This window comes from Pseudomonas sp. MPB23 (assembly GCF_046605395.1).
Classification (GTDB): Bacteria; Pseudomonadota; Gammaproteobacteria; order Pseudomonadales; family Pseudomonadaceae; genus Aquipseudomonas.
This window is the reverse complement of record NZ_CP176771.1, coordinates 1,662,688-1,688,739: the sequence shown is the minus strand read 5'-3', so window position 1 is coordinate 1,688,739 and position 26,052 is coordinate 1,662,688. Positions and strand designations below refer to the sequence as shown.

25 protein-coding genes and 3 pseudogenes are annotated in these 26,052 nt (G+C 61.8%); 19 read left to right on the top strand and 9 right to left on the bottom strand.

Annotated elements, in window-relative coordinates; genetic code table 11:
- Nucleotide 1 precedes the first annotated feature (1 nt).
- The 3 genes from ACLH0J_RS07830 to ACLH0J_RS07820 are packed head-to-tail and all read left to right on the top strand — an operon-like array spanning nucleotide 2 to nucleotide 2,942.
- Complete coding sequence (locus tag ACLH0J_RS07830; protein WP_411391524.1) at nucleotides 2-1,144, top strand: ABC transporter ATP-binding protein; 1,143 nt, start codon at nucleotides 2-4, stop codon at nucleotides 1,142-1,144.
- On the top strand, nucleotides 1,141-2,061 hold the full coding sequence (locus tag ACLH0J_RS07825; protein ID WP_411391523.1) for an ABC transporter permease subunit: 921 nt from the start codon (nucleotides 1,141-1,143) through the stop codon (nucleotides 2,059-2,061). The genes ACLH0J_RS07830 and ACLH0J_RS07825 overlap by 4 nt, the downstream gene beginning before the upstream one ends.
- Nucleotides 2,058-2,942 carry an ABC transporter permease subunit gene (locus ACLH0J_RS07820; protein ID WP_411391522.1) on the top strand — a complete coding sequence of 295 codons (885 nt, stop codon included), beginning with the start codon at nucleotides 2,058-2,060 and terminating at the stop codon, nucleotides 2,940-2,942. The genes ACLH0J_RS07825 and ACLH0J_RS07820 overlap by 4 nt, the downstream gene beginning before the upstream one ends.
- A gap of 144 nt (nucleotides 2,943-3,086) precedes the next feature.
- Here ACLH0J_RS07820 and ACLH0J_RS07815 read toward each other — a convergent pair.
- Nucleotides 3,087-3,512: pseudogene (locus ACLH0J_RS07815) on the bottom strand (HD domain-containing protein); the annotation flags it as partial.
- On the opposite strand from ACLH0J_RS07815, the pseudogene ACLH0J_RS07810 reads away from it, so the two are divergent.
- Nucleotides 3,506-3,951 (top strand): annotated as a pseudogene (locus ACLH0J_RS07810) (AraC family transcriptional regulator); the annotation flags it as partial. The pseudogenes ACLH0J_RS07815 and ACLH0J_RS07810 overlap by 7 nt on opposite strands.
- Nucleotides 3,952-3,958: 7 nt before the next feature.
- On the opposite strand, the gene ACLH0J_RS07805 reads toward ACLH0J_RS07810, so the two are convergent.
- Nucleotides 3,959-6,313 carry a penicillin acylase family protein gene (locus tag ACLH0J_RS07805; RefSeq protein WP_411391521.1) on the bottom strand — a complete coding sequence of 785 codons (2,355 nt, stop codon included), beginning with the start codon at nucleotides 6,311-6,313 and terminating at the stop codon, nucleotides 3,959-3,961.
- Nucleotides 6,314-6,344: 31 nt separating this feature from the next.
- Nucleotides 6,345-6,920: a DUF6436 domain-containing protein gene (locus ACLH0J_RS07800; RefSeq protein WP_411391520.1), complete on the bottom strand. Its 576-nt coding sequence runs from the start codon at nucleotides 6,918-6,920 to the stop codon at nucleotides 6,345-6,347.
- 100 nt (nucleotides 6,921-7,020) lie between these two features.
- Between ACLH0J_RS07800 and ACLH0J_RS07795 the strand changes: the two genes are divergently transcribed.
- Nucleotides 7,021-7,968, top strand: coding sequence for an alpha/beta hydrolase (locus ACLH0J_RS07795; protein WP_411391519.1), 948 nt, complete (start codon nucleotides 7,021-7,023; stop codon nucleotides 7,966-7,968).
- A 16-nt stretch (nucleotides 7,969-7,984) separates the two neighbouring features.
- Here ACLH0J_RS07795 and ACLH0J_RS07790 read toward each other — a convergent pair whose 3' ends face one another.
- Nucleotides 7,985-8,737, bottom strand: a complete 753-nt coding sequence (locus ACLH0J_RS07790; protein ID WP_411391518.1) for a DUF2059 domain-containing protein — start codon at nucleotides 8,735-8,737, stop codon at nucleotides 7,985-7,987.
- Nucleotides 8,738-8,868: 131 nt separating this feature from the next.
- Here ACLH0J_RS07790 and ACLH0J_RS07785 point away from each other — a divergent pair, with 131 nt between their 5' ends.
- Together ACLH0J_RS07785 and ACLH0J_RS07780 are read left to right on the top strand one after the other, a co-directional pair.
- Nucleotides 8,869-9,501 (top strand): 2OG-Fe(II) oxygenase, encoded by a 633-nt coding sequence (locus tag ACLH0J_RS07785; RefSeq protein ID WP_411392785.1) that lies wholly within the window; start codon nucleotides 8,869-8,871, stop codon nucleotides 9,499-9,501.
- Nucleotides 9,502-9,503: 2 nt separating this feature from the next.
- A complete protein-coding gene (locus ACLH0J_RS07780) occupies nucleotides 9,504-10,001 on the top strand; it encodes a DUF523 domain-containing protein (RefSeq protein WP_411391517.1) in 498 nt (165 codons plus the stop codon).
- Here the strand turns inward: ACLH0J_RS07780 and ACLH0J_RS07775 are convergent.
- Nucleotides 9,988-10,482 (bottom strand): transporter substrate-binding domain-containing protein, encoded by a 495-nt coding sequence (locus ACLH0J_RS07775; RefSeq protein ID WP_411391516.1) that lies wholly within the window; start codon nucleotides 10,480-10,482, stop codon nucleotides 9,988-9,990. The two genes, ACLH0J_RS07780 and ACLH0J_RS07775, sit on opposite strands and share 14 nt — an antisense overlap.
- 135 nt (nucleotides 10,483-10,617) lie before the next feature.
- Here ACLH0J_RS07775 and ACLH0J_RS07770 point away from each other — a divergent pair, with 135 nt between their 5' ends.
- Nucleotides 10,618-11,058, top strand: a complete 441-nt coding sequence (locus ACLH0J_RS07770; protein ID WP_411391515.1) for a DUF4399 domain-containing protein — start codon at nucleotides 10,618-10,620, stop codon at nucleotides 11,056-11,058.
- A 49-nt stretch (nucleotides 11,059-11,107) separates the two neighbouring features.
- On the opposite strand, the gene serA is transcribed toward ACLH0J_RS07770, so the two are convergent.
- Nucleotides 11,108-12,337, bottom strand: a complete 1,230-nt coding sequence (gene serA, locus ACLH0J_RS07765) for a phosphoglycerate dehydrogenase (RefSeq protein WP_411391514.1) — start codon at nucleotides 12,335-12,337, stop codon at nucleotides 11,108-11,110.
- A 205-nt stretch (nucleotides 12,338-12,542) separates the two neighbouring features.
- Between serA and ACLH0J_RS07760 the strand changes: the two genes are divergently transcribed.
- The 5 genes and pseudogenes from ACLH0J_RS07760 (at nucleotide 12,543) to ACLH0J_RS07740 (ending at nucleotide 16,980) form a co-directional block, all read left to right on the top strand.
- Nucleotides 12,543-13,937 carry an FAD-binding oxidoreductase gene (locus tag ACLH0J_RS07760; RefSeq protein ID WP_411391513.1) on the top strand — a complete coding sequence of 465 codons (1,395 nt, stop codon included), beginning with the start codon at nucleotides 12,543-12,545 and terminating at the stop codon, nucleotides 13,935-13,937.
- A gap of 22 nt (nucleotides 13,938-13,959) precedes the next feature.
- Nucleotides 13,960-14,625 (top strand): fumarylacetoacetate hydrolase family protein, encoded by a 666-nt coding sequence (locus ACLH0J_RS07755; RefSeq protein ID WP_411391512.1) that lies wholly within the window; start codon nucleotides 13,960-13,962, stop codon nucleotides 14,623-14,625.
- A gap of 157 nt (nucleotides 14,626-14,782) precedes the next feature.
- Nucleotides 14,783-14,890, top strand: a pseudogene (locus ACLH0J_RS07750) (hypothetical protein); the annotation flags it as partial.
- 119 nt (nucleotides 14,891-15,009) lie between these two features.
- Nucleotides 15,010-15,936, top strand: coding sequence for an SdiA-regulated domain-containing protein (locus ACLH0J_RS07745; protein WP_411391511.1), 927 nt, complete (start codon nucleotides 15,010-15,012; stop codon nucleotides 15,934-15,936).
- A 120-nt stretch (nucleotides 15,937-16,056) separates the two neighbouring features.
- Nucleotides 16,057-16,980 carry an SdiA-regulated domain-containing protein gene (locus tag ACLH0J_RS07740; RefSeq protein ID WP_411391510.1) on the top strand — a complete coding sequence of 308 codons (924 nt, stop codon included), beginning with the start codon at nucleotides 16,057-16,059 and terminating at the stop codon, nucleotides 16,978-16,980.
- A gap of 10 nt (nucleotides 16,981-16,990) precedes the next feature.
- On the opposite strand, the gene rpiA is transcribed toward ACLH0J_RS07740, so the two are convergent.
- Entirely contained in the window at nucleotides 16,991-17,662 is a 672-nt protein-coding gene (gene rpiA / locus ACLH0J_RS07735; protein ID WP_411391509.1) for a ribose-5-phosphate isomerase RpiA, read from the bottom strand.
- A gap of 133 nt (nucleotides 17,663-17,795) precedes the next feature.
- Between rpiA and ilvA the strand changes: the two genes are divergently transcribed.
- A complete protein-coding gene (gene ilvA / locus ACLH0J_RS07730; RefSeq protein ID WP_411391508.1) occupies nucleotides 17,796-19,310 on the top strand; it encodes a threonine ammonia-lyase, biosynthetic in 1,515 nt (504 codons plus the stop codon).
- A gap of 41 nt (nucleotides 19,311-19,351) precedes the next feature.
- Nucleotides 19,352-19,765 carry a DUF2269 family protein gene (locus ACLH0J_RS07725; RefSeq protein ID WP_411391507.1) on the top strand — a complete coding sequence of 138 codons (414 nt, stop codon included), beginning with the start codon at nucleotides 19,352-19,354 and terminating at the stop codon, nucleotides 19,763-19,765.
- Nucleotides 19,766-19,797: 32 nt separating this feature from the next.
- On the opposite strand, the gene ACLH0J_RS07720 is transcribed toward ACLH0J_RS07725, so the two are convergent.
- Nucleotides 19,798-20,454 (bottom strand): HAD family hydrolase, encoded by a 657-nt coding sequence (locus ACLH0J_RS07720; RefSeq protein WP_411391506.1) that lies wholly within the window; start codon nucleotides 20,452-20,454, stop codon nucleotides 19,798-19,800.
- A 143-nt stretch (nucleotides 20,455-20,597) separates the two neighbouring features.
- Here ACLH0J_RS07720 and ACLH0J_RS07715 point away from each other — a divergent pair, with 143 nt between their 5' ends.
- A complete protein-coding gene (locus tag ACLH0J_RS07715) occupies nucleotides 20,598-21,077 on the top strand; it encodes an RNA pyrophosphohydrolase (RefSeq protein WP_003176750.1) in 480 nt (159 codons plus the stop codon).
- 22 nt (nucleotides 21,078-21,099) lie between these two features.
- Complete coding sequence (ptsP, locus tag ACLH0J_RS07710) at nucleotides 21,100-23,382, top strand: phosphoenolpyruvate--protein phosphotransferase (protein WP_010564437.1); 2,283 nt, start codon at nucleotides 21,100-21,102, stop codon at nucleotides 23,380-23,382.
- A 91-nt stretch (nucleotides 23,383-23,473) separates the two neighbouring features.
- Here the strand turns inward: ptsP and ACLH0J_RS07705 are convergent, their stop codons facing one another.
- Nucleotides 23,474-24,220: an NRDE family protein gene (locus ACLH0J_RS07705; RefSeq protein ID WP_411391505.1), complete on the bottom strand. Its 747-nt coding sequence runs from the start codon at nucleotides 24,218-24,220 to the stop codon at nucleotides 23,474-23,476.
- Between the two features lie 121 nt (nucleotides 24,221-24,341).
- Here ACLH0J_RS07705 and ACLH0J_RS07700 point away from each other — a divergent pair, with 121 nt between their 5' ends.
- On the top strand, nucleotides 24,342-25,124 hold the full coding sequence (locus ACLH0J_RS07700) for a sulfite exporter TauE/SafE family protein (RefSeq protein WP_010564435.1): 783 nt from the start codon (nucleotides 24,342-24,344) through the stop codon (nucleotides 25,122-25,124).
- 63 nt (nucleotides 25,125-25,187) lie between these two features.
- On the top strand, nucleotides 25,188-26,000 hold the full coding sequence (gene lgt / locus ACLH0J_RS07695; protein WP_411391504.1) for a prolipoprotein diacylglyceryl transferase: 813 nt from the start codon (nucleotides 25,188-25,190) through the stop codon (nucleotides 25,998-26,000).
- The last annotated feature ends 52 nt before the right edge of the window (nucleotides 26,001-26,052 follow it).

Genomic DNA, 26,052 nt, shown 5'->3' with positions numbered 1-26,052 from the left:
AATGGCAGTTGCCTCCGGCGCCTATAAGAAAGCCCTCGAGGGCGACCAGACACCGAAGAAGGTGCTGGTCAAAATCGATCGGGTCACGAAGAAGTTCGACGAGACGATTGCCGTGGACGATGTGTCCCTGGAAATCAAGAAAGGCGAGATCTTCGCTTTGCTCGGCGGTTCGGGTTCGGGTAAATCCACCTTGTTGCGCATGCTCGCCGGTTTCGAGCGCCCAACCGAAGGTCGTATCTACCTCGACGGTGTGGACATCACCGATATGCCGCCCTACGAGCGGCCGATCAACATGATGTTCCAGTCCTACGCCTTGTTCCCGCACATGACCGTGGCGCAGAACATTGCGTTCGGCCTGCAGCAGGACAAGATTCCCAAGGCTGAAGTCGACGCCCGCGTGGCCGAGATGCTCAAGCTGGTACAGATGAGCCAGTACGCCAAGCGCAAGCCGCACCAGTTGTCTGGTGGTCAGCGTCAGCGTGTGGCCCTGGCCCGTTCCCTGGCCAAGCGCCCGAAACTGCTGCTGCTCGATGAGCCGATGGGGGCGCTGGACAAGAAGCTGCGTTCGCAGATGCAACTGGAACTGGTGGAAATCATCGAGCGCGTCGGCGTGACCTGCGTCATGGTGACCCACGACCAGGAAGAAGCCATGACCATGGCCGAGCGCATCGCGATCATGCACCTGGGCTGGATCGCGCAGATCGGTAGCCCGGTGGATATCTACGAGACGCCGACCAGCCGCCTGGTGTGCGAATTCATCGGCAACGTCAACATCTTCGACACCCAGGTGGTCGATGACGCCGAAGGCCACGCGGTGCTCCAGTGCCCTGACCTGGACCGCGACATCTACGTGGGCTACGGCATCGCCACCGCGGTGGAAGACAAGTCGGTGACCTACGCCATCCGCCCGGAAAAACTGCTGGTCACCACCCAGATGCCGACGTGCGAGCACAACTGGTCCAGCGGCAAGGTGCACGACATCGCCTACCTCGGCGGCCACTCGGTGTTCTACGTAGAACTGCCGAGCGGCAAGCTGGTGCAGTCGTTCGTGGCCAACGCCGAACGCCGTGGCCAGCGGCCGACCTGGGGTGATCAGGTCTACGTATGGTGGGAAGACGACAGCGGCGTGGTACTGCGCTCATGAACATGAAGAAGCTCAAGCGGCGCTTGCACCGCATCGTCCCCAGTGGCAAGCAGGTGGTCATCGGGATCCCTTTCCTGTGGCTGTTCCTGTTTTTCGCCTTGCCGTTCTTCATCGTCCTGAAGATCAGCTTTGCCGAAGCCGACGTGGCGATCCCGCCGTACACCGAGATCTACACCTTCGTTGAGCAGAAGCTGCAATTGGTGCTGAACCTGGCCAACTACGCGATGCTCGGCGACGACGAGTTGTACATCGCCGCGTACCTGGGCTCGCTGAAAATGGCGTTCTTCAGCACGTTGCTGTGCCTGTTGATCGGCTACCCGATGGCCTATGCCATCGCCAGCGCGCGCAAAGAGATGCAGACCGTCCTCGTGCTGCTGATCATGATGCCGACCTGGACCGCGATCCTGATCCGCGTGTATGCGTGGATGGGCATCCTCAGCAACAACGGCTTGCTTAACAGCTTCCTGATGTCCATCGGGCTGATCAACGAGCCGCTGCAGATCCTCAACACCAACATTGCGGTGTATATCGGCGTGGTCTATTCGTACCTGCCGTTCATGATCCTGCCGCTGTACGCCAACCTGGTGAAGCACGACCAGAGCCTGCTGGAAGCCGCTTCTGACCTGGGTTCGAGCACCTTCAACAGCTTCTGGAAGATCACCGTGCCGCTGTCCAAGAACGGCATCATCGCCGGTTGCATGCTGGTGTTTATCCCGGTGGTGGGTGAGTTCGTGATCCCGGAACTGCTCGGCGGCCCGGAAACCCTGATGATCGGTAAAGTGTTGTGGCAAGAATTCTTCAACAACCGTGACTGGCCGGTGGCGTCTGCCCTGGCGGTGGTGATGCTGGCGATCCTGATCGTGCCGATCATCCTGTTCAACCGCAGCCAAGCCAAAGAGATGGAGGGCAAGATATGAAGCGCGTCAGTTTTTCAAGCTTCATGCTGGTGGTGGGGTTGCTGTTCATCTACCTGCCGATGCTGATTCTGGTGATCTACTCGTTCAACGAATCCAAGCTGGTGACGGTGTGGGGCGGTTGGTCGATCAAGTGGTACGTGGGCCTGCTGGACAACACCCAGTTGATGGGCTCGGTGGCACGCTCCCTGGAAATCGCCTGCTACACGGCCATCGCGGCCGTGGCGCTGGGTACATTGGCGGCATTCGTGCTGACGCGCATCAGCCAGTTCAAGGGCCGCACGCTGTTCGGCGGCCTGGTGACCGCGCCGTTGGTGATGCCCGAAGTGATCACCGGTCTGTCGCTGTTGCTGCTGTTCGTGGCCATGGCGCAGATGATCGGCTGGCCCCAGGAACGGGGCATCGTCACCATCTGGATCGCCCACACCACCTTCTGTGCCGCGTATGTGGCGGTGGTCGTGTCGGCGCGCCTGCGTGAGCTGGACCTGTCGATCGAAGAAGCGGCGATGGACCTCGGGGCGCGGCCGTGGAAGGTGTTCTTCCTGATCACCATCCCGATGATCGCGCCGTCGTTGGCGGCGGGTGGGATGATGTCCTTCGCGCTGTCCCTTGATGACCTGGTACTGGCCAGCTTCGTGTCTGGCCCGGGCTCGACCACCTTGCCGATGGAAGTGTTCTCGGCGGTACGCCTGGGAGTCAAACCGGAGATCAACGCCGTGGCCAGCCTGATTCTGCTGGCGGTGTCGCTGGTGACTTTCCTGGTGTGGTTCTTCAGCCGTCGGGCCGAAGAGATGCGCAAGAAGGCGATCCAGCAGGCGATCGAAGAAGCGGCGGCCGATGGTTGGCAGCAGCCGGACATACGTCGGGCGCCCGCACCGGTCTAACGGTCGGAGCCGGGTTAAACAGGTGGGAGGGGGTTTGCTCCGCGTAGCAGTGGTTCAGTCACAGCGTTTTTGACTGACACACCGCTATCGGGAGCAAGCCCCCTCCCACAGTGTTGATCGCATTCCAGGTTGATCAGGCCGTCCATGGCGCAAGCCGTCGGCGAACGCGCAGATGATGCACTCCTTGAACCCTTCTCCCCGTGGATGCGCATGCACCACCGCTTCGCGCTGCCCGTCTGTAAAGGCGGCGTAGCCCAGGCCCAGCACGTCCATCTCGACCCCGGCCGTGACCAGCGCCACGGTCGGACGCAGATGTTGCGGCACGCCCGGCGTGGTGTGCAGGGCGATGGACAGCCATACCTGCTCGATATCGTCATCGTTCAGCCCGTAAGGCTTGAGGAAGGCTGCGGCCGCATTGGCGCCGTCCACTTCAAAGCGCTGGTCGTCACTGCGATGGCCTTCCACCAGGCCAAGGTCATGGAACATCGCGCCGACGTAGAGCAGCTCCGGGTTGTAGGCCAGTTGGTTGCGCTCGCCGCTCAAGGCGCCGAACAGGAATACCCGGCGCGACCATGGGCAAAACCGTCACCACCCATTGGGGCGATGCCGCCGACCTGGCGCGTTTGTGCCCCTCGGCCCAGGTCGAGGCCGATCGCCTCTACGTACAGGACGGCAAGCTCTACACCTCGGCCGGCGTCACGGCGGGGATCGACCTGTGCCTGTACCTGCTGGCCCAGGACCATGGCCCGGAAGTGGCGCTGAGCGTGGCCAAGCGCCTGGTGGTGTTCACCCAGCGTGCGGGCGGGCAGTCGCAGTTCAGCCCGTTTCTTACGGCCCACGCCGAAACCACCTCGGCGGTGGCGTTGGTGCAGTTGTACGTGCTGGCGAACCTGACCGGGGATTTGACCATCGCGGATTTCGCGATGCGCAGCACATGCGCAGTGTGTTCAACCGCCGCCTGGGCGTGACGCCGCAACAGTTCCGGCTCCACTTCGCGGCGCCGGTGTAGGCGCCGGTCAGCGGGCTGGCAGCAGCTTCAGCGTGCTGCGGGTGTTGGCGGTGACTTCCTCATCACTGAAGTGCGCTTGCTCGTAGCCGCCTTCGATATAGGTTTCTGCCTGGTCGCCATAGTGCTTGTCGAACGGCACGCCGCTTTGCCCCACGGGGTTGATGGTCAGCGCGTGGGGCACGTCGGCGAAGTCGATCAGGCGGCGGGTCGATGGGCCGTACGTCACGGGCCACGGTGCCGGGCCGATGTTGGCCGATTGGTTATTCGGCACTTCATGGCTGCCCGGTGCCGGGAAGGGGCCGACGTTGACGATCAGGTCCAGCGGCTTTTGCGAACCCAGCGGATGGCTGTGGGTCAGGGTATGGGCCTTGCCCCACTGCCATTGGCTCGGGTCGTCGCCGAAGGTGGCCTTGAGGTGCGCGAGGCTGTTGTCCCAGGCGCGCTTGACGGTGTCGGCGCGCTTGCCGTCCCACCAGGGCGAGTCCGCCGTGGCGGCCAAGCGTGGCAGCGCGGCGTCGATCACGCGGGTGCTGAGCAGGGTCTTGAACATGCTGTCGCCGAGTTTCGGGCGCAAGGCCGCGTCGGCGAGGTTGTACAGGAACTGGTTGAACAGCGTGGCGCTGGTGGAGTCCAGCGGGTAGTCGCCTTTCCAGGCGGCCAGTTGTTCCACCAGCTTCAATTGCGCCGGGTCCTTGACCACTTCGCGCAACACCGGCAACAGCGGCGCCAGCAAGCGTGGGCCATAGGCGGTGGTGGTGCCCAGTTGCAGGGCCTGGCTGTTGTTCACATCCCACTTCACGCTTTTGTCGCTCAACTGCGCGTTCAACTGCTGGCCACGGTCGGCCAGGTTGTAATAACCGGGGATCTCCATGCCGGTGGGCGACACCGGCTGGGCATTGGCGGACACCACATAACCGCGCGCCGGGTTTTCTTCCTGGGGGTTGGCGCTGAAGGGATAGAACCCGAGCTTGTCCGCCTGGTCGGTGCTGCCGTCGAGGATAAACCCGGCATTGACGCCCGCCGGGCGAATCGGCAACTGCGCCGCTGCCCACCAGCCGATATCGCCCTTGGCATTGGCCCAGACGATATTCAGCCCCGGTGCCGACACCTTGGCGGCAGCGGCGCGCGCCTTGGCCAGCGTGTCGGCGCGGTTGAGCTGGTAGAACCCTTCGAGGATCGGGTTCTGGGTGTCGAGGAACGCCCACCACATGGCGATCGGCGTCTTGCCGCCATTCTCGCCGAGCACGTCATTGATGATCGGGCCGTGGGGCGATCGGCGCAGGGTGAAGGTCACCGGTGCCTGGCCCTTCACGGCGATCTGTTGCTCGCTGCTGGTCATGTCGACCCACTGGCCGTGGTACCAGACCTGGTTGGGGTTGTCCGGGTTGACCTTCTCGGCGATCAGGTCGAGGTCATCGTTCTGGAACATGGTCAGGCTCCAGCCGAAATCCAGGTTGTGCCCCAGGAACGCCACCGGCACCAGCGCATTGTGATAGCCATACAGCTCAAAACCCGGCGCCGACAGATGCGCCTCGTACCACACTGACGGCACCGAAAAACGGATATGCGGGTCGCCCGCCAGCAACGGCTTGCCGCTCTTGGTGCGGCTGCCGCTGATGGCCCAGGCGTTGCTGCCTTCGAACTGCGGCAAACCATTGTCGGCCAGGGCCTGTTCGCTGAGGGCGGCGAGGGCGCCGAGGGTTTTCCAGTCGCTGTCGGCCAGGTTGAGCGCGCCCTTGGGTTGCCAGTCGAGGTCGAAGATTTTCAGGTAGTCGCTGCCCAATTGGTCGCGTACGTAAGTCAGCAAGGGTTCGGTACGAAACGCGGCGGCAAAGCTGTAGGCCAGGTAGCCGGCGACGCTGATGGTGTCTTCGGCGGTAAACCGACGCTTGGGAATGCCCAGCACGTCGAACTCCATCGGGCTGGCGTGGCTGTCCTGATAGCTGTTGATCCCGTCCAGATACGCTTGCAGGGCCTTCCACGCGGGGGATTGGTGGTCCATCTGCTCCACGTAGCTCAAGGCCCGCTCACGAATGCGCAGGCTGCGGAACAGTTTGTCGGTCTCCAGCAGCTTGGGCCCGAGCACCTCGGCCAGCTCGCCACGGGCCAGGCGTCGCATGATCTCCATCTGGAACAGGCGATCCTGGGCGTGCACATAGCCCAGGGCGCGATACAGGTCGGCCTCGTTCTCGGCGCGGATATGCGGCACGCCACGGTCGTCGTAGCGCACCGTCACCGAGCCTTGCAGGTTGGCCAGCGTGACCGTGCCCTGGCGGGTGGGTTGCTTGCTGTAGACGTACCAGCCGGCGCCAACGGCGACCAGCGCCACCAGCACCGCGAGAACCTGCAAGACGCGCTTCATGAACATTCCTTACCCAGTGTGGGGCCGCTGACTACGAACCGTTTGGCCACGAACAATAGCAGCCCACCGCCAGGGTGTGAGTAGCATTCACCTCGCGCCCGGCTTCGAGCGCCTTCAGGATCGGCTCGATAAAACTGTTGCTGGCGTTGCACGTCAGCCCTTCGCTGTACGGCCCGAAATACGCGAGCTTGCCGTTGCGATCCCAGATGCCCACGGCCGGCGTCGCCGGTATCTGATCGGCGCCGGGCAGGGCGGTCAGCACTTTCATGTGGCGCAGGTTATCGGGCAGTTGGCCGTGGCTGCCGGGTTTTTGCAGGGCGTAGAACTCGACGCCCTGGGGCCCGTACTGCTCGATCAGTTCGGCCAGGTGTTGCTGGTTGCCGACGTTGCAGGGGCAGGCCGGGTCCCAGAAGTGCACCAGGCGGATCGGTCCGGGGCCGCTGAGTTCGGCGGGCAGGCGCAGGGCGTCGCCGGAGAAGACCGCGGTGTGTTCGCTGAAGGCGCGCAGGTAGCGGCCCTGAAACCAGTCATAGGCGGCCCACAGCACGCCGGCGCAAAGGATCAGAATCAGGCTGGCGAACAGGGCGTTACGGTAAGGCTGTCGCATGTGGATCTATCCTCGCAGGTCGCGTAGCTTGCCATGCTTGCCCTGACAGATGAATATCGCCGTTCGATATTCATCTTCGTCTTACGCTTGGAACCCCTTTATGCCCGTCACCTTTGACCCCGATCATCTGCGCGAAAGCTTGCGGCCCCTGGTGGATGCGCAACCGCTCAGCGCCGAGGCACGGGTCTACCAGCGCTTCTACGGGCTGGACCTGGCGGCGCGCAAAGTCCCGGTGGCGAGCCGGCTGGGGCGTTTCGAGGTGGATGGGTTCGAGGTGGTGGCCCAGGTTTGGTGGCCGCCTGCGCCCGTGGCGACGATGTTCATGTTCCACGGGTTCTACGACCATATGGGGCTGTATCGCCACGTGGTGGATTGGGCGCTGGACCAGGGTTTCGTGGTGATTGCCTGCGATTTGCCGGGCCATGGTCTGTCCAGTGGTGCGCGCGCGAGCATCAATGATTTCGCGGTGTATCAGGATGTGGTGCAGGCCTTGTTCGCCCAGGCCCAAGCGCTGAATCTGCCGCAGCCCTGGCACCTGTTCGGGCAAAGTACCGGCGGCGCGGTGGTGGTGGACCATCTGCTCAACCATGGCGTCTACAGTCCGGCTCAGGGCCAGACTTTTCTGCTTGCACCCCTGGTGCGGCCGCGTGGCTGGGGGTGGTCGCAGGTCAGCTATTACCTGCTGCGTCCGTTCGTCAAAGGCATCGCGCGGCGGTTCAGCGAGAACACCAACGACCCGGCCTTCAAACCGTTCCTCGAAGCCGATCCACTGCAACCCCGCCAGTTGCCCACCGCCTGGGTCGGCGCCCTGGCGCGCTGGATCAAACGCATCGAAGCCGCACCGCGCAGCCCGAGGCGGCCGTTGATCGTGCAGGGCGAAGAGGACATGACGGTAGATTGGCAGCACAACTTGCAGGTACTGCGCAGCAAGTTCGATGAGCCTGAGGTGTTGATGCTCAAGCGCGGTCGGCATCACCTGGCGAATGAGATTGCGGAGATTCGCCAAGCGTACTTCACATTTCTAAGCGAACACCTGCGTAGGAGCTAGCTTGCTCCTACAGGGATCAGGGCGCCAGGCTGGAGGTGCTTTGACCGACCGCCAAGCCTGCGCGGACCGCTGCCAATGCCGCCTGGTAATACGCCTTGCCCTCCGCCGACTCGGCAAACGTAGCGAATTCTTCCAGCTCCGGGTCGGACAAATCCCGGTAGACATACAGCAGCGTGTTGTTCAGGTCAGTCCCAATCTGCTGCATCAGCCGCTCACGCTGGCCATTGAGCATGCCTTGGGCCTGACTGCCGCCCAGCAGGCCGGGAATCATCTGGCTCAAGCTGTCGGCCGCCACGCCGGCAATCGCCAGGCTGACTTCCGCCCCGGCTTCACGGGCGGGCAGGGCCTGGGCCAAATGGCCGATGATCAGGCTGCGGGTGGCGTCGGCTTCTACTTTCGGCAGGCCCTGGGCGTTTTTTGCCAACTGGTCGCGGCGGGTGGCGAGCAATTCGGCGGCGACAATCTTGCGTCCCAGCGGCGACTGGAAAAACGCCAGGGCCGGCTTCGGGTCTGCCAAGTGCTTGCGCAACTGCGCTTCGGCCCGCTGGTCCATGGCCTGGGCGGCAAAGCGTTTATTGCTGTTGTCCACCAGCGCCTGGTACACCGCTGGCGGCAGGCTATTGCGGTAGCGTTGCTGGGCGGCACTGAGGGCGTCATTGAAATGCGCACGTTGTTCGGCCCAGCCGGCGACCTTGTACAACTGGTCATGGCCGTCTGCCCAGGCGGGCAAAACGCAGAACATCAGCACGGAAAAAAACAAACGACGCATATGGACTCCTGTCAGTCGGCCACTATTGTCCGTGTCGGGTGTGGGATTTGTCGAGAAGTCCTATCAGTCACTTGAGTAAAGTGTGTTCAGACGCTCGGCGGCTCTGTCGGATTCCCAGGCGTATGGATACTATGCGCGCCATGCACATACCCTTCGATCACCCCTTGCTGCAACGCATCGTTGATGACCTGGCCGAAAAAGGCTGGTCGCAGCAAAACGGTTTCCTGCCCCAGGCTCTGACCCTGGAACTGGCGGCTGAGTGCCGTAAACGTGCGGCCGAAGGTGAACTGGCGCCGGCGGCGGTGGGGCGCGGACCGGCCCAGGAGATCCGCGAGGGCATTCGCGGCGACCATATCCAGTGGCTGGAAGAAGGTGACGCTGCCGTCTGCGGCAACTATATGGCGTTGATGGACAGCCTGCGCCTGGCGATGAACCGCAGTTTGTTCCTTGGCCTGGAAGATTTCGAAAGCCACTTCGCGATGTACCCGCCAGGGGCGTTTTACCTCAAGCACCTCGACCGTTTCCGTGATGATGACCGCCGCACGGTGTCGGCGGTGATCTACTTGAATGACGCCTGGCTGCCCGAGCAGGGCGGCCAGTTGCGCATGTACCTCAAGGACGGCGTCGAACACGATGTGGTGCCCAGCGGTGGATGCCTGGTGGTGTTCCTGTCGGGCGAGGTGCCCCACGAAGTCCTGCCGGCCACGCGTGAACGCCTGTCCATCACCGGCTGGTTCCGCCGGCGGGGCAACGAGCCGTTTTAAGCATGGAAAAGATTCTGATCAGCCGCTGCCTGCTCGGCCACGCGGTGCGCTATGACGGCGGGGCCAGCGGGCCGTTCGACCAACTGATGGTGTGGCAGGCCCAAGGCCGCGTGGTTGCGATCTGCCCGGAAGTGGCTGGCGGCCTGCCGACGCCGCGCCCGGCGGCCGAGATTGCGGGCGGGCAGGGCGTCGACGTGTGGGAAGGTCGCGCCCAGGTGCTGACCGCCGAGGGCGAAGACTTCAGCGCCGCCTTCCTCGACGGCGCCCGCCAGGCGTTGGCGCTGGTGCAGCGCCACAATATCCGCATCGCCGTGCTCAAGGCCAATAGCCCGTCCTGCGGCAACCTGCTGACTTACGACGGCACCTTCAGCGGCGTGAAAGTGAATGGCGAGGGCGTTACGGCATCGCTGCTCAAGCGCCACGGTGTTCAAGTGTTCAGTGAGCGGCAGTTGCCTGAGGCGGCGCAAGCCCTGGCCAATATTCGATCTACTGTGCCTTGACCGTCGGCGTATCGCTTTCAAACCACTTCTGCGACAGCTCTTTCAATCGGCCATCGTCCTTCACGCGCTTCAACGCCCCGTCCAGACTCGTCTTGAACGCCGGGTTGCCCTTCTGGAACGGGATCGCCAGTTCGGGCTTCTCACGATACGCCTCACTGAAATCGAACTGATCCTCTAGCTCGGCAGTCTTAGCGATATGGTTGATGGCCACGTCGTACTTGCCGGTCGCGACCCCGGTGAGCAGATCGGCGTCATCGGTGGTGATAAATGAGGAGCGCACGTCCATTTCTTTGGCCAGCAGTTCACCCAACTCGACTTCAAAGCCGGTGAGTTTGTCGCCTTCTTTGAAGTTATAGGGCGGGGTATTGGCTTCAAGGGCGATGCGCAGTTCACCGCGGTCGTTCACGTCGTCGATCAACTCGGCATGAGCCATAGGGCTCAAAAGGGGAAGCAAAAGTAACAGGCCAGGCGAGAAGCGCATGGTCACTCCTAGAATTTTTCAAATGTGCGAGGCGTCGTTCAGCATCGCTTTGTTATGGTGTTGAGTGCCTTGGACAGCAATTTGCCGCGAAGTTGTGATAACCCTACAGAATTCCTGGAAAAACTGGAGAAGCGAATGAAAGCCTTATTGTCCCGTGCAACGATTGCCAGCTTGCTGCTGGGTGCTTCGATGCTGGCCACCGCCGCCGACGGCATCCCGCGCAGCGCGCCGCCCGAAGGCGCCAAGGTGTTTATCGTCTCGCCCAAAGACGGCGCCACCGTCGATAAAACCTTCACCGTCAAATTCGGCATGGAAGGCCTGAAACTGGCTCCCGCCACCGATCAGACCCCCGGCACCGGTCACCAGCACCTGCTGATCGACCAAAAAGAGCTGCCGGACGCCAGCGTGCCAATCCCGGCCACCGACACTGTGATTCACTACGGCAAGGCCCAGACCGAAACCGAACTGACCCTCACCCCAGGCAAGCACACCTTGCAACTGGTGGCCGGCGACAAGCTGCACATGCAGTTCAACCCGACGGTCGCCTCGAAAGTCATTACGGTTAACGTGAAATAAAAAAACGGGAGCCCTGCAAGGGGCTCCCGTTTTTTGTAGGGACGGGTTCTTAGAAAAGAACGCGGCTACGGATCGTGCCGTTGATGTGCTGCAGTTTCTCTTGCGCCAGGTCCGAGTACTCGGCGTCGACGTCGATCACCACGTAGCCAACCTTCTCGTTGGTCTGCAGGAACTGACCGGCGATGTTGATGCCGTTTTCCGCGAAGACCTTGTTGATCTCCATCATCACACCCGGGATGTTCTGGTGGATGTGCAGCAGGCGGTGCTTGCCAGGGTGAGCCGGCAGCGCCACTTCCGGGAAGTTGACCGACGACACCGAGGTACCGTTGTCGCTGTACTTGACCAGCTTTTCCGACACTTCCAGACCAATGTTGGCCTGGGCTTCAGCGGTGGAGCCGCCGATGTGCGGGGTCAGGATCACGTTGTCCAGGCCACGCAGCGGGCTTTCGAAGATATCGTCGTTGGAGCGTGGCTCCACCGGGAACACGTCGATGGCGGCGCCGATCAGGTGCTTGTCCTTGATCGCGTCGGCCAGGGCGTCCAGCTTGACCACGGTGCCACGCGCGGCGTTGATCAGGATGCCGCCTTTCTTGATCGAGCGGATTTCCTTCTCGCCGATCATCCACTGAGTTTCAGCGGTTTCCGGCACGTGCAGGGTAACGATGTCGGACATGCCCAGCAGCTCGGACAGGCTCGACACTTGCGTGGCGTTGCCCAATGGCAGCTTGGTCAGGGTGTCGTAGAAGAACACCTGCATGCCCAGGCCTTCAGCCAGTACCGACAACTGAGTACCGATCGAGCCGTAACCGACGATACCCAGCTTCTTGCCCCGGATTTCGAAGGAGTTGGCCGCGCTCTTGATCCAGCCACCACGGTGGCAGGAAGCGTTCTTCTCAGGGATACCGCGCAGCAGCAGGATGGCCTCGGCCAGCACCAGCTCCGCGACGGAACGGGTGTTGGAGTACGGTGCGTTGAACACCGCGATGCCACGCTCGCGCGCTGCGTTGAGGTCGACCTGGTTGGTGCCGATGCAGAAACAGCCGACCGCCACGAGTTTCTTGGCGTGCTCGAAGATCTCTTCGGTCAGCTGAGTGCGGGAGCGAATGCCGATGAAGTGCGCGTCGGCGATCTTTTCCTTGAGCTGGGCTTCCGGCAGAGAACTGGTGATGTACTCAATGCTGGAGTACCCGGCGGCCTTCAGTACTTCGACGGCCGATGGGTGGACACCTTCCAGAAGAAGGAACTTGATCTTGCTCTTATCGAGAGAAGTCTTGCTCATCTGCGTAAACCTGTATCCCGGAGAAAAATGGCAGGGAATCGGATCGCTTAAGCTGACCCGGACGGCAGGAAAGCCGTCACCGCAGAAACGCCTTTGGGCTCTGTCCTGCGGGGGCGGTATGCTAGCATACGTGCCCCGCTAAACACCTATTCCTGCGACGTGAAGCGTTCTCAGGATGACCATGAATTGTTCGAGAGTTCTGTCGATGACCCATCCTGCCCTGATTGATGAGCTAAAGACCCTGGTTGAGCCCGGCAAAGTGCTGACCGATGCAGACTCCCTGGAGGCTTACGGCAAGGATTGGACCAAGCACTTCGCTCCCGCGCCGACCGCCATCGTGTTCCCCAAGACCATCGAGCAGGTGCAGGCCATCGTGCGCTGGGCCAATGAGCACAAGGTGGCGCTGGTGCCATCCGGTGGTCGTACCGGCCTGTCGGCCGCCGCCGTGGCGGCCAATGGCGAAGTGGTCGTCTCCTTCGATTACATGAACCAGATCCTCGACGTGAACCTCACCGACCGCACCGCCAAGTGCCAGCCGGGTGTGGTCACCAAGCAACTGCAGAACGTCGCCGAAGAAAACGGCCTGTATTACCCGGTGGACTTCGCTTCGTCCGGTTCGAGCCAGATTGGCGGCAATATCGGCACCAATGCCGGCGGGATCAAGGTCATTCGCTACGGTATGACCCGTAACTGGGTGGCCGGCATGAAGGTCGTCACCGGCAAGGGCGACGTGCTGGAGTTGAACCGCGACCTGATCAAGAACGCCACCGGCTACGACATGCGCCAGCTGTTCATCGGCGCCGAAGGCACCCTGGGCTTTGTGGTCGAAGCCACCATGCGCCTGGACCGTGCGCCGAAAAACCTCACCGCCATGGTGCTCGGCACCACCGATTTCGACTCGATCATGCCGGTGCTGCACGCGTTCCAGAGCAAGTTGGACCTGACGGCCTTCGAGTTCTTCTCCGACAAGGCACTGGCCAAAGTCCTCGGCCGTGGCGATGTGCCGGCGCCGTTCGAAACCGAGTGCCCGTTCTACGCATTGCTGGAATTCGAAGCCACCACCGAAGAAGTCGCCAACCACGCCCTGGAAACCTTCGAGCACTGTGTCGAGCAGGGCTGGGTACTGGACGGCGTGATGAGCCAGAGCGAAACCCAGTTGCACAACCTGTGGAAACTGCGCGAGTACATCTCCGAGACCATTTCCCACTGGACGCCGTACAAGAACGACATTTCGGTAACGGTATCGAAAGTGCCGGCGTTCTTGAAGGAAATCGACGCAATCGTCGGCGAACACTACCCGGACTTCGAAATCGTCTGGTTCGGCCATATCGGCGACGGCAACCTGCACCTGAACATCCTCAAGCCGGAAAATCTGAGCAAGGACGAGTTCTTCGCCAAATGCGCCACCGTGAACAAGTGGGTGTTCGAGACCGTCGAGAAGTACAACGGCTCGATCTCCGCCGAACACGGCGTGGGCATGACCAAGCGCGATTACCTGACGTACAGCCGCTCCCCGGTTGAAATCGAGTATATGAAGGCCGTGAAAGCGGTGTTCGACCCGAACGGGATCATGAACCCCGGCAAGATCTTCGCTGTTTAACCGCCCCTGAAGGAGTCGTTCCATGAGCTACCAGCACAAGTATGTCGACGGCACCAACATCCATTTCCCGGTGGGGAAAGTGGTGTGTATTGGGCGTAACTACGCCGAACATGCCAAGGAACTGGACAATCCTGTACCGACTGAGCCGCTGCTGTTCATCAAGCCGGGCAGTTGTGTCGTGCCGCTGGAAGGCGGGTTCAGCATTCCGACCGAGCGCGGTTCGGTGCACTACGAGGCGGAAATCGCGGTCCTGATCGGCAAACCGCTGTCGGCCAAGCCCAGCCGTGAAGAAGTGCTGGACGCCATCTCCGGCTTCGCCCCGGCCCTGGACCTGACCCTGCGCGACAAGCAGGCCGAACTCAAAGCCAAGGGCTTGCCGTGGGAAATCGCCAAGTCCTTCGACGGCGCGGCGGTGATCGCCCCGTTCGTGGTCGGCAGCACTTTCCCGGACCTGACTGATATCGGCATCCGCCTGACCATCAATGGTGAAGTTCGCCAGGATGGCAACAGCGCCGTCATGCTCAACCCGATCATCCCGATGATCCAGTACATGGCCGGCTGCTTCTCGCTGCAGGCTGGCGACGTGATCCTCACCGGCACCCCGGCCGGTGTGGGCCCGCTGACTGTCGGTGATGAGCTGGTACTGGAACTGACGGGCGTGAACCGCTTCGAAAGCAGCGTTCGCTGACATGTGAGAGGGGGCTTGCTCCCGGTGGCGGTGGTTCAGTCAGGCAGACATCGACTGAGACACGGCCATCGGGAGCAAGTCATTTGGATATGCATACATTCGACGGGTAAGATGGCGACCTTGCGCATAACGCTCCGCCAACCATAAGCCCTCCCCAATGCCCTTTGAACTCAGCGTCGACCTGACCACCCTCGCCATTCTCGCCGTCGTGGCCTTTATCGCCGGTTTCATCGACGCCATCGCCGGCGGTGGCGGCCCCCTCTCGCATTCGGTTTGTGGCTTTTGCATTTTTTTCACACGACATCCGGATAATTCACTGCCTTCAGCACGCGGGCCCTTGATCCTGTGCTATCCCCTGAAGCTGACTTTCTGGAAAAGCACCCTATGGCCCTGCCTTTGCACGCGGCACCACCCAAGCCCCGTTCTCGCTTTGCCCTGCGCTGGTACTCCTGGCTGTTTCTGGCGGGAGCGATCGGGTATGGGGTTTCCTGGGCCATGCACTGGGATGATCGCGGTGTGCTGTGGGTGCTGGAACGTTTTGAAACGCTGGCCGAACGCGAGGACAGCGTGTGGCTGCCGGCCTACCGTGCGGTCATCGATGGCAAGCTGTTGCCGGGCATGGAGAAGGACGAAGCTTCGGACGTCTCTTACGATCCGCAGAGCAAAACCCTGTTTTCCGTCATGGGCAAAAATCCCTTCCTGGTCGAGCTGAGCCTGCAGGGCGATGTGTTGCGCAAGATGCCGCTTAACGGCTGGAGCAACCCGGAAGGCGTGACCGTCATGGGCAACGGTCTGATGGCGGTGGTCGACGAGCGTGACCACAGCCTGACCATCGTCAAGGTCGACCCCGGCACCCAGCAGTTGAACAAGGCCGATTTCCCGAGTTACGACCTGGGCCCGTCCGAGGACCAGAACAAAGCGTTCGAGGGAATTACCTGGGACAAGCGCAATCAGCAGCTTTTGCTGGGCGAAGAGCGCCCGCCGGCGTTGTTCACCTGGAAAAGCGATGGCAGTCAGACCCTGACCGGCAACAAGCAAAAGCTGGTCAGTAAGGCGCTGGACATGCGCAACCTCTCAGCCCTGGCCATCGACCCGCGTACCGGGCACTTGCTGGTGCTCTCGGCCGACTCCCACCTGTTGCTGGAGCTGGATGAAAAAGGCGAACAGGTCAGCTTCATGACCTTGCTCGGCGGTTTCAATGGGCTCAAAAACACCATTCCACGGGCGGAGGGGGTGACCATGGACGAGCACGGCACGCTGTACATGGTCAGTGAGCCAAACCTGTTCTATCGTTTTGAAAGGCAGAAATAGCGGACTGATTACGTCGGATATTTCTCTATAAACGGCATTCGCCGGACATCAGGGGGCGTTTAAGTTTAAATTCAGACAGGCGTGATATTCATTCGCCACTTTGACGTTGAGCTCCCTACGATGTGCCGATTTGCCCGCCCCAAACCCCTGCTAGTCACGCTTGTGCTGATCGCCCTGATCGGCAGCGGGGCCGTTGCACAGCACTTTCGCCTGTTCGAGCGCGCCTGGTTCAACTGGCAGGCATGGCGCCACCCGGCGGATCAGCGCTCCATCGGCTTGGCGGATTACCGGGTGACACTGGAAGCCCAGGTGATCGACGGACTGGACGACGACGTCTCGGCCCTCACCTACGACCCGGTGCGCAAAAGCCTGTTTACCGTCACCAATAAAAACGCCGAGCTGATCGAGCTGTCCCTTGAGGGCAAGATCCTGCGGCGTATTCACTTGATTGGCTTCGGTGATGCCGAGGCGGTGGAATTTATCAGCGACAACACCTATGTCATCAGCGATGAGCGCCAGCAGCGGCTGATCAAGGTGCATGTGGACGACGACACCCAATTCCTCGATGCTGCCGATGCGGAGCAGATGACCCTGGGCCTGCACGTCGGTGGCAACAAGGGGTTCGAGGGCCTGGCCTATGACTCGGTCGGCAAGCGCCTCTTCGTGGCCAAGGAGCGTGACCCGATGCTGATCTACGAGGTCCACGGGTTTCCCCACGTCAAGCCGGAAAAAACCTACTCGGTGCATGTGATCAACAACCCCAAGCGTGACGCCGGGCTGTTTGTGCGCGACCTGTCGAGCCTGCAATACGACGAGCGCAGCGGCCATTTGCTGGCGCTGTCGGATGAGTCGTTTCTGGTGTTGGAGCTGGATATCGACGGTCGCCCGTTAAGCAGCCTGTCACTGCTTAAAGGACGCCACGGCCTGAGCAAACGCGTGCCCCAGGCCGAAGGGATCGCCATGGATGACGAAGGTACGTTGTACCTGGTCAGTGAGCCGAACCTGTTCTACGTGTTCAAGAAACCCGCTCTGGCCCCCCTGTAGGAGCCATGCATCAGGCCTTGAGGGTTTTCACGCCTTCCGGGGTGCCCAGCAGCAGCACATCGGCCGGACGCGCGGCGAACAGGCCGTTGGTGACCACGCCGACGATGGCGTTGATCTGGGTCTCAAGCTCCACGGGGTTAGTGATCAGCATGTTGTACACGTCGAGGATGATGTTGCCGTTGTCGGTCAACACGCCTTCGCGGTAGACCGGGTCGCCGCCCAGCTTCACCAGTTCGCGGGCCACATGGCTGCGGGCCATCGGGATCACTTCCACTGGCAGCGGGAAGGCGCCGAGCACCGGTACCAGTTTGCTCGCGTCGGCGATGCAGATGAAGGTCTTGGCCACGGCCGCGACGATCTTCTCGCGGGTCAGGGCTGCGCCGCCGCCCTTGATCAGGTGCAGGTGCTCGTCACTTTCATCGGCGCCGTCGACGTAGAACTCCAGGTCGCTCACGGTATTGAGCTCGTACACCGGAATGCCATGGCCCTTGAGGCGCGCAGCGGTGGCTTCGGAGCTGGCCACGGCGCCATCGAACGCGCCCTTATGCTTGGCCAGTGCATCGATAAAGCAGTTGGCGGTGGAGCCGGTGCCGACGCCGACGATGCTCTTGTCGTCGAGTTTGGGAAGGATTAAATCGACGGCGGCCTGGGCCACTGCCTGTTTGAGTTGATCCTGGGTCATGCGGGCTCCGGAACGGGCGGGGAGTAAAGAGGGCGCGAGTATACCCCAACAAACCTTGGGATTCGTGTGGTCTCCCGGCCAAACGCTGGGTTAGACTCCTTGCCCCTGTCAACCCGCCCAGTGATCTCCGCCGATGCTTGAACAGTACGTCAAAAAGATTCTCACCTCGCGCGTTTACGACGTTGCGGTAGAAACCCCGCTACAGACCGCCCGCCAGCTCTCCGAGCGGCTGGGCAACACGGTCTTGCTCAAGCGTGAAGACTTGCAGCCGGTGTTCTCGTTCAAGATTCGCGGCGCGTACAACAAGCTGACCCAGTTGACGACCGAAGAGCGCGCGCGCGGCGTCGTCACCGCTTCGGCAGGCAACCATGCCCAGGGCCTGGCCCTGGCGGCCAAGGTGCTGGGGGTCAAGGCCACTATCGTGATGCCCAAGACCACGCCAGAGATCAAGGTCGAAGGCGTGCGTTCCCGTGGTGGCAAAGTAGTGCTGCATGGCGATTCCTTTCCGGAAGCGCTGGCCTACTCGCTGAAGCTGGTCGATGAAAAAGGCTACGTCTACATCCACCCCTACGATGATCCGCACACCATTGCCGGGCAGGGCACCGTGGCGATGGAAATCCTGCGCCAGCACCCGGGGCCGCTGGACGCGATTTTCGTGCCGGTGGGCGGCGGCGGGCTGATCGCCGGTATCGCGGCGTACGTGAAATACCTGCGTCCGGAAATCAAGATCATCGGCGTCGAGCCGGACGACTCCAACTGCCTGCAGGCCGCCATGGCCGCCGGCGAGCGCGTGGTGCTGCCGACCGTGGGCCTCTTTGCCGATGGCGTGGCGGTGGCGCAGATCGGCCAATACACCTTCGATATCTGCAAGGACTATGTGGATGACGTGATCACCGTCAGCACCGATGAGATCTGCGCGGCGATCAAGGACATCTACGACGACACCCGCTCCATCACCGAACCGGCGGGCGCGTTGGGGGTGGCGGGCATCAAGAAATACGTCGAGACCCGTGGCGTCACCGGGCAGACCCTGGTGGCCATCGACTCCGGCGCCAACGTCAACTTCGACCGCCTGCGCCATGTGGCCGAGCGCGCTGAACTGGGTGAAGGTCGCGAAGCCATCATCGCGGTGACCATCCCCGAGAAACCGGGCAGCTTCAAGGCGTTCTGCGAGGCCGTGGGCAAGCGTCAGATCACCGAATTCAACTACCGCTATCACACCGGCCGCGAAGCGCACATCTTCGTCGGCGTGCAGACGCACCCGGAAAACGATCCGCGCAGCGCGTTGATCGCCAGCCTGACCAGCCAGGGTTTCCCGGTGCTGGACCTGACCGAGAACGAACTGGCCAAGTTGCACATTCGGCATATGGTCGGCGGGCATGCGGCCAAAGTCAGCGATGAAGTGGTATTTCGCTTCGAGTTCCCGGAGCGGCCAGGGGCTTTGTTCAACTTTCTTAACAAATTGGGCGGGCGCTGGAACATCTCGATGTTCCACTATCGCAACCACGGCGCAGCCGACGGTCGTGTGGTCGCCGGCCTGCAAGTCCCGGCGGACGAGCGCCATCTGGTATCGGCAGCCCTGGAAGCCATCGGCTATCCGTACTGGGACGAAAGCGATAACCCGGCTTACAAACTGTTCCTCGGTTGAGCGACTACGCTGATTGGGGCGGCCTTTAAGGAAGACGACACATGGAAACCCTGACCACCCTCAAAGTTATCCACATTGCGGCCACCGTGTTGTTGCTGCTCAGCGGTCTCGGCCTGGCGTTGCTGGCCTGGCGCAAACGCAGCGCCGGCCCAACGGTGACCGTGCAGCGCCCATGGGCGTTCGTCTGGTTGTTGATGGGGATTTGCGTGGTGAGCATGCCGTTTACCGGCTGGGGGCTGGTGCATTTGACCGGCTGGCCGCTAGGGCAAACCTGGATTCTGGGGTCCAGCCTGCTCTACACCGTCGCGGCGCTGTGCTGGTTCTGGCTGGTGGTGCGGCTCAATCGCTTGCGCAAGGGCGAGGGCGGTAGCCTGAATTTCACCTTGGCATTGGCGGTGGTCAGCCTGGTGGGGTTTGTGGCGATTGCGGGGTTGATGGGTGCCAAGCCGGTTTAAGGCTTGGCATCGACTTGCTCCCGATAGGGCCATCAGCTACGCAGCGTAATCACCGGCCAGCCGCGTTTCTCGGCCTCGGCTCGTAGATTCGGGTCAGGGTCCACTGCGATCGGATGCGTCACCTGCTCCAGCAGCGGCAAATCATTCATCGAGTCGCTATAGAAATAGCTGCCTTCCAGGCTGTGCCCGGTTTCTTCCAGCCAACGATTCAGGCGCGTCACCTTGCCCTCGCGAAAGCACGGCACATCGGTGCTGCGCCCAGTGTAGCGGCCGTCTTCCATCTCGCATTCGGTGGCGATCAGGGCGTCCACACCCAGGCGTGCGGCAATCGGCGCGGTGACAAAGCGGTTGGTGGCGGTGATGATCACCAACTTGTCGCCGGCGTCGCGGTGCTTGCCCAGCAGTTCAAATGCCAGTGGCAGCATGATCGGCTCGATACAGTCGCGCATATAGTCGTTGTGCCACTCCTCCAACTGGGCCATCTCGGTGCGGCCGAGGATTTCCAGGCAGAAGTTCAGGTACGCGGCGTTGTCCAGTTGGCCGGCCAGGTAGTCCTGATAGAACTCATCGTTGCGGGCTTTGTAGGCCACTGCGTCGAGAATCCCGCGTTCACAGAGGTAATCGCCCCAGGCGTGATCGCTGTCACCCCCCAGAAGCGTGTTGTCCAAGTCGAATAAAGCCAGGCGCATTGCAGTTACTCGCTGAAAAGTCTGTAAAAAGGCGTCCAGAATACGGTCTTTTCACAAGAGTGCACATAAGGTAAGAAGCCTCGTTGCCGCTGGAACAACCTTTGTGGAACAATGCGGCGACATGCGTTTGCGAGGTTGTTGCCGTGATCGACCCCGATGGTTTCCGTCCTAATGTCGGGATTATTCTTACGAATGATGCCGGACAGGTGCTATGGGCTCGCCGAATCAACCAAGATGCCTGGCAGTTTCCTCAAGGCGGAATCAACCCCGACGAAACCCCTGAAGACGCCCTGTACCGTGAGTTGAATGAAGAAGTTGGCCTTGAGCGCGAAGATGTGCAAATTCTGGCCTGTACCCGGGGCTGGTTGCGCTATCGTTTGCCGCAACGCCTGGTGCGTACCCACAGCCAACCGCTGTGCATCGGCCAGAAGCAGAAATGGTTTCTCCTGCGCCTGATCTCCAACGAGCAGCGGGTGCGGATGGATTTGACCGGTAAACCGGAGTTCGATGGCTGGCGTTGGGTCAGTTATTGGTATCCGTTGGGCCAGGTGGTGACATTCAAGCGCGAGGTTTATCGTCGCGCTCTCAAAGAGCTTGCCCCGCGCCTTTTAGCGCGCGACTGACGACGGAGTTCGACCCCGAGCCATGCTCAATACGCTGCGCAAGATCGTCCAGGAAGTTAACTCCGCCAAGGATCTCAAGGCGGCGTTGGGGATTATTGTGTTGCGCGTCAAGGAAGCCATGGGCAGCCAGGTCTGCTCGGTTTACCTGCTGGACCCCGAGACCAACCGTTTTGTGCTGATGGCCACCGAGGGCTTGAACAAGCGCTCCATTGGCAAGGTCAGCATGGCGCCCAATGAAGGTCTGGTGGGCCTGGTGGGGACGCGTGAAGAACCCCTGAACCTCGAAAACGCGGCCGATCACCCGCGTTATCGCTACTTTGCCGAAACCGGCGAAGAGCGCTATGCCTCGTTCCTCGGCGCACCGATCATTCACCACCGTCGCGTTGTCGGCGTGTTGGTCATTCAGCAAAAAGAACGCCGCCAGTTCGACGAAGGTGAAGAAGCCTTCCTCGTGACCATGAGCGCGCAGCTTGCCGGCGTTATTGCCCACGCCGAAGCCACCGGCTCGATTCGCGGCCTGGGGCGCCAGGGCAAGGGCATCCAGGAAGCCAAGTTCGTCGGCGTGCCGGGTTCGCCGGGCGCGGCCGTCGGTACGGCGGTGGTCATGCTGCCACCGGCCGATCTGGACGTGGTGCCGGACAAGAACGTCGATGACATCGACGCCGAAATCAGACTGTTCAAGACCGCCCTGGAAGGCGTGCGCGCCGACATGCGCAACCTGTCGACCAAGCTGGCCACACAGTTGCGCCCCGAAGAGCGCGCGCTCTTCGACGTGTACCAGATGATGCTCGACGACGCGTCCCTGGGTAACGAAGTCAAGACCGTGATCAAGACCGGCCAGTGGGCCCAGGGCGCGTTGCGCCAGGTGGTCTCCGATCACGTCAACCGTTTTGAATTGATGGACGACGCCTACCTGCGCGAGCGGGCCTCGGATGTGCGCGATCTCGGTCGCCGTCTGCTCGCCTACTTGCAGCAAGATCGTTCCACCAATCTGGTCTACCCCGACAACACCATCCTGATCAGTGAAGAACTGACCGCCACCATGCTCGGCGAAGTGCCGGAAGGCAAACTGGTGGGCCTGGTCTCGGTACTCGGTTCGGGTAACTCCCACGTCGCGATCCTAGCCCGCGCCATGGGCATTCCGACGGTGATGGGCCTGGTCGACCTGCCGTATTCCAAGGTCGACGGCATCGACATGATCGTCGATGGGCATCGCGGCGAGGTGTTTACCAACCCCAGCGAGCTGATGCGCAAGCAATACGCCGAAGTGGTCGAGGAAGAGCGCCAACTGTCCCAGGGCCTCGACGCCCTGCGCGAACTGCCGTGCGTGACCCTCGACGGCCACCGCGTACCGCTGCTGGTCAACACGGGCCTGCTGGCGGATGTAGCACGCGCTCAACAACGTGGCGCCGAAGGGGTCGGGCTGTACCGCACCGAAGTGCCGTTCATGATCAACCAGCGGTTTCCGAGCGAGAAGGAGCAGTTGGCGATTTACCGCGAGCAACTGTCCGCCTTCCACCCGTTGCCGGTGACCATGCGCAGCCTCGACATCGGCGGCGACAAGTCGCTGTCCTATTTCCCGATCAAGGAAGACAACCCCTTCCTGGGCTGGCGCGGCATTCGCGTCACCCTCGATCACCCCGAAATCTTCCTCGTGCAGACCCGTGCGATGCTCAAGGCCAGCGAAGGCTTGAACAACCTGCGCATCCTGCTGCCGATGATCTCCGGTACCCATGAGCTGGAAGAAGCCCTGCACCTGATCCACCGCGCCTGGGGTGAAGTGCGCGACGAAGGCGCCGACGTACCGATGCCGCCGATTGGGGTGATGATCGAAATTCCGGCGGCGGTGTACCAGGCCAAGGAACTGGCGCGGCAGGTGGATTTCCTGTCCGTGGGCTCCAACGACCTGACCCAGTACCTGCTCGCCGTGGACCGTAACAACCCACGGGTGGCCGACCTCTACGACTACCTGCACCCGGCGGTGCTGCAAGCGCTGCAGCATGTGGTGCGCGACGCCCATGCCGAAGGCAAGCCGGTGAGCATCTGCGGGGAAATGGCCGGCGATCCGGCAGCGGCGGTGCTGTTGATGGCAATGGGCTTTGACAGCCTGTCGATGAACGCCACCAACTTGCCGAAAGTGAAATGGCTGTTGCGCCAGGTGAATCTGAGCATGGCCAAGGAACTGCTGGCCGAGCTGATGACCATCGACAACCCGCAAGTTATCCACAGCTCGCTGCAACTGGCACTGAAGAACCTGGGGCTGACGCGAATGATCAACCCGGCCGCCGCAGCCAAAACCTTGTAGGAGCGAGCTTGCTCGCGAAAAAACTGAGGGCACCGCGTGCATTCAGGGGCGCGCGCGTTATCGTTGACGATTTTCGCGAGCAAGCTCGCTCCTACAGGTTGATCTCTACTTCGCCGAGCCGCCCACCGTGCGGCCCAAAACTGCGCTCCACCATCTGCCGCGTGCCGTCCGCATTCACAATCAGCGCTGTACTCGCCCGTGTCCCATAACTGGGGCTGGCGATAAATACGCTTGATAACAAACTCTCGGTCGCCAAGCCCACGCCGGTGTCCGGCAAGTCGGCAAACGGTGCGGTCTGCGGGTCGCTCAAGATATCCAGCAGGGTTTGCGGCTGCGGGTTCTCCAGTACCTCGCCCAGCGCCGCCTTGGCCTTGAGCAATTTCGGCCATGGCGTGTCGAGCCCTGCATTGGAAAGGCCGTACACCCCCGCGGGTAGCTGCGTAGGCACGCTGTCGCGGGCGTTGTAATGCCACAGCTCCTCCCGCGTGCCCACCAACAGGTTGAACCCGGCATATTCAATCGCGCGGCCGTTGATCTCCGCCAAATACTGCTCAAGCGGCAGCGAACCACCGAGAAACCGCGCCACCAGCTCCCCACGCGACTTGCGTGCCGGCGGCTGGTGCGGGTCGCGGATATTGGTCAGCGCGGCAAAACGCCCATCGGCGTTCACCCCAAGCCACGTACCGCCGGCTTCCAGGTCGCGACCGGCGTAGACGTGCGGCGCATCCTGCCATTGGGCCAGCGGCAGGCTGGGGCGGGCGTAGAACTCGTCACGGTTGGCCGCGACGATGAGCGGTTGGGCATGGCCCGGCCGCCAGGCGAAAACGATCAGGCACATCAGGTGATTCCCTTTTGTGTTTTTAGCCACTCTACCCACACAGGCGGTCGCGTTCCATCGTATCCAGTTGGGTCGCATGCCTTCCATCCGTTAACATGCCGGACTTGGTTTGGGGGCTCCCATGGAATTTCTGCTGTATTTGCTGCTGGGTGCCTGTGCGGGCGTGCTCGCCGGGCTGTTTGGCGTGGGCGGCGGGATCATTATCGTGCCGGTGCTGGTGTTCAGTTTCACCTTGCAGGGCTTCGACCCGCAGGTACTGACCCACCTGGCCGTGGGCACTTCGCTGGCGACGATCATCTTTACCTCGATCAATGCCGTGCGTGAGCACCACCGGCGTGGCGCGGTGCGTTGGCCGATCTTTGTGTGGATGACCGTGGGCATCCTGATCGGCGCAGGCTTCGGCGCACTGACGGCCGAGGCGATTTCCGGCCCCCACTTGCAGAAAATCATCGGTGTGTTCGCGCTGGTCATCGCCGTGCAACTGGCCCTGGAGGTCAAGCCCAAGGCCAGCCGCACGGTGCCGGGCAAGGTCGGTCTGACCTTGGCGGGCACGGTGATCGGCTGGGCCTCGGCGATTTTCGGGATTGGCGGCGGCTCGCTGACCGTGCCGTTCCTGACCTGGCGCAGCGTACCGATGCAGCAGGCGGTGGCCACCTCATCGGCCTGTGGCCTGCCGATTGCCCTGGCCAGTGCATTAAGTTTCATGATTCTGGGCTGGCATGACCCCCTGCTGCCCGCTCATAGTCTAGGGTTCGTGTATTTGCCGGCGCTGCTGGGCATTGCCCTGACCAGCATGGTGTTTGCCCGCTTCGGCGCGCGCCTGGCGCACCGCTTGTCGCCGCGCTTGCTGAAACGGCTGTTCGCCGGGCTGCTGTTTTGCGTGGGATTAAATTTCTTGCTGTAACGCAGGCTTAATCGCGCCCGGGCATGGTCCGGCGCCATAACGAATGATTTACGAGGAGTCGCAATGCTGCCTTACCCGCAGATCGACCCGGTGGCCCTGGCCATCGGTCCGCTGAAAATCCACTGGTACGGGTTGATGTACCTGATCGGCATCGGCGGTGCCTGGCTGCTGGCGTCCCGGCGCCTGAACCGTTTCGACCCGACCTGGACCAAGGAGAAACTCTCCGACATGGTGTTCTGGCTGTCGATGGGGGTGATCGTCGGCGGGCGCCTGGGGTATGTGCTGTTCTACGATTTGTCTGCGTACATCGCCAATCCGACGCTGATCTTCGAAGTGTGGAAGGGCGGCATGGCGTTCCACGGCGGGTTTATCGGCGTGATGATCGCCGCCTGGTGGTTCGGCCGGCGCAACGGCAAGTCGTTCTTCCAGTTGATGGACTTCGTCGCACCGCTGGTGCCGATCGGCCTGGGCGCCGGGCGCATCGGCAACTTCATCAATGCCGAGCTGTGGGGCAAGCCGACCGACGTGCCGTGGGCCATGGTGTTCCCACCGTTCAGCGACCCGGCGCAACTGCCGCGCCATCCGTCGCAGCTCTACCAGTTCGCCCTGGAAGGTGTGGCGCTGTTCCTGATTCTCTACCTCTTCTCGCGCAAGCCACGCCCCACCATGGCTGTGTCGGGGATGTTCGCGCTGTTCTACGGGATCTTCCGCTTTATCGTCGAGTTCGTGCGCGTACCGGATGCGCAGTTGGGCTACCTGGCGTTTGGCTGGGTGACCATGGGCCAGATCCTCAGCCTGCCGATGATCCTCGGCGGTCTGGGCCTGCTGTGGTGGGCGTACAATCGCCCGCAGCCGATCAAGAACACCGCGCTTTAAATTCGAACGCCGAGGCCTGTAAGGTCTCGGCTTCAACGATACGGGTAATGAC

Bases quoted from the DNA above. Each gene is read 5' to 3' on its own strand.
- ACLH0J_RS07830 (WP_411391524.1), top strand. From the start codon at position 2: ATGGCAGTTGCCTCCGGCGCCTATAAGAAAGCCCTCGAGGGCGACCAG.
- ACLH0J_RS07825 (WP_411391523.1), top strand. From the start codon at position 1,141: ATGAACATGAAGAAGCTCAAGCGGCGCTTGCACCGCATCGTCCCCAGT.
- ACLH0J_RS07820 (WP_411391522.1), top strand. From the start codon at position 2,058: ATGAAGCGCGTCAGTTTTTCAAGCTTCATGCTGGTGGTGGGGTTGCTG.
- ACLH0J_RS07805 (WP_411391521.1), bottom strand. From the start codon at position 6,313: ATGAAGCGCGTCTTGCAGGTTCTCGCGGTGCTGGTGGCGCTGGTCGCC.
- ACLH0J_RS07800 (WP_411391520.1), bottom strand. From the start codon at position 6,920: ATGCGACAGCCTTACCGTAACGCCCTGTTCGCCAGCCTGATTCTGATC.
- ACLH0J_RS07795 (WP_411391519.1), top strand. From the start codon at position 7,021: ATGCCCGTCACCTTTGACCCCGATCATCTGCGCGAAAGCTTGCGGCCC.
- ACLH0J_RS07790 (WP_411391518.1), bottom strand. From the start codon at position 8,737: ATGCGTCGTTTGTTTTTTTCCGTGCTGATGTTCTGCGTTTTGCCCGCC.
- ACLH0J_RS07785 (WP_411392785.1), top strand. From the start codon at position 8,869: ATGCGCGCCATGCACATACCCTTCGATCACCCCTTGCTGCAACGCATC.
- ACLH0J_RS07780 (WP_411391517.1), top strand. From the start codon at position 9,504: ATGGAAAAGATTCTGATCAGCCGCTGCCTGCTCGGCCACGCGGTGCGC.
- ACLH0J_RS07775 (WP_411391516.1), bottom strand. From the start codon at position 10,482: ATGCGCTTCTCGCCTGGCCTGTTACTTTTGCTTCCCCTTTTGAGCCCT.
- ACLH0J_RS07770 (WP_411391515.1), top strand. From the start codon at position 10,618: ATGAAAGCCTTATTGTCCCGTGCAACGATTGCCAGCTTGCTGCTGGGT.
- serA (WP_411391514.1), bottom strand. From the start codon at position 12,337: ATGAGCAAGACTTCTCTCGATAAGAGCAAGATCAAGTTCCTTCTTCTG.
- ACLH0J_RS07760 (WP_411391513.1), top strand. From the start codon at position 12,543: ATGACCCATCCTGCCCTGATTGATGAGCTAAAGACCCTGGTTGAGCCC.
- ACLH0J_RS07755 (WP_411391512.1), top strand. From the start codon at position 13,960: ATGAGCTACCAGCACAAGTATGTCGACGGCACCAACATCCATTTCCCG.
- ACLH0J_RS07745 (WP_411391511.1), top strand. From the start codon at position 15,010: ATGGCCCTGCCTTTGCACGCGGCACCACCCAAGCCCCGTTCTCGCTTT.
- ACLH0J_RS07740 (WP_411391510.1), top strand. From the start codon at position 16,057: ATGTGCCGATTTGCCCGCCCCAAACCCCTGCTAGTCACGCTTGTGCTG.
- rpiA (WP_411391509.1), bottom strand. From the start codon at position 17,662: ATGACCCAGGATCAACTCAAACAGGCAGTGGCCCAGGCCGCCGTCGAT.
- ilvA (WP_411391508.1), top strand. From the start codon at position 17,796: ATGCTTGAACAGTACGTCAAAAAGATTCTCACCTCGCGCGTTTACGAC.
- ACLH0J_RS07725 (WP_411391507.1), top strand. From the start codon at position 19,352: ATGGAAACCCTGACCACCCTCAAAGTTATCCACATTGCGGCCACCGTG.
- ACLH0J_RS07720 (WP_411391506.1), bottom strand. From the start codon at position 20,454: ATGCGCCTGGCTTTATTCGACTTGGACAACACGCTTCTGGGGGGTGAC.
- ptsP (WP_010564437.1), top strand. From the start codon at position 21,100: ATGCTCAATACGCTGCGCAAGATCGTCCAGGAAGTTAACTCCGCCAAG.
- ACLH0J_RS07705 (WP_411391505.1), bottom strand. From the start codon at position 24,220: ATGTGCCTGATCGTTTTCGCCTGGCGGCCGGGCCATGCCCAACCGCTC.
- ACLH0J_RS07700 (WP_010564435.1), top strand. From the start codon at position 24,342: ATGGAATTTCTGCTGTATTTGCTGCTGGGTGCCTGTGCGGGCGTGCTC.
- lgt (WP_411391504.1), top strand. From the start codon at position 25,188: ATGCTGCCTTACCCGCAGATCGACCCGGTGGCCCTGGCCATCGGTCCG.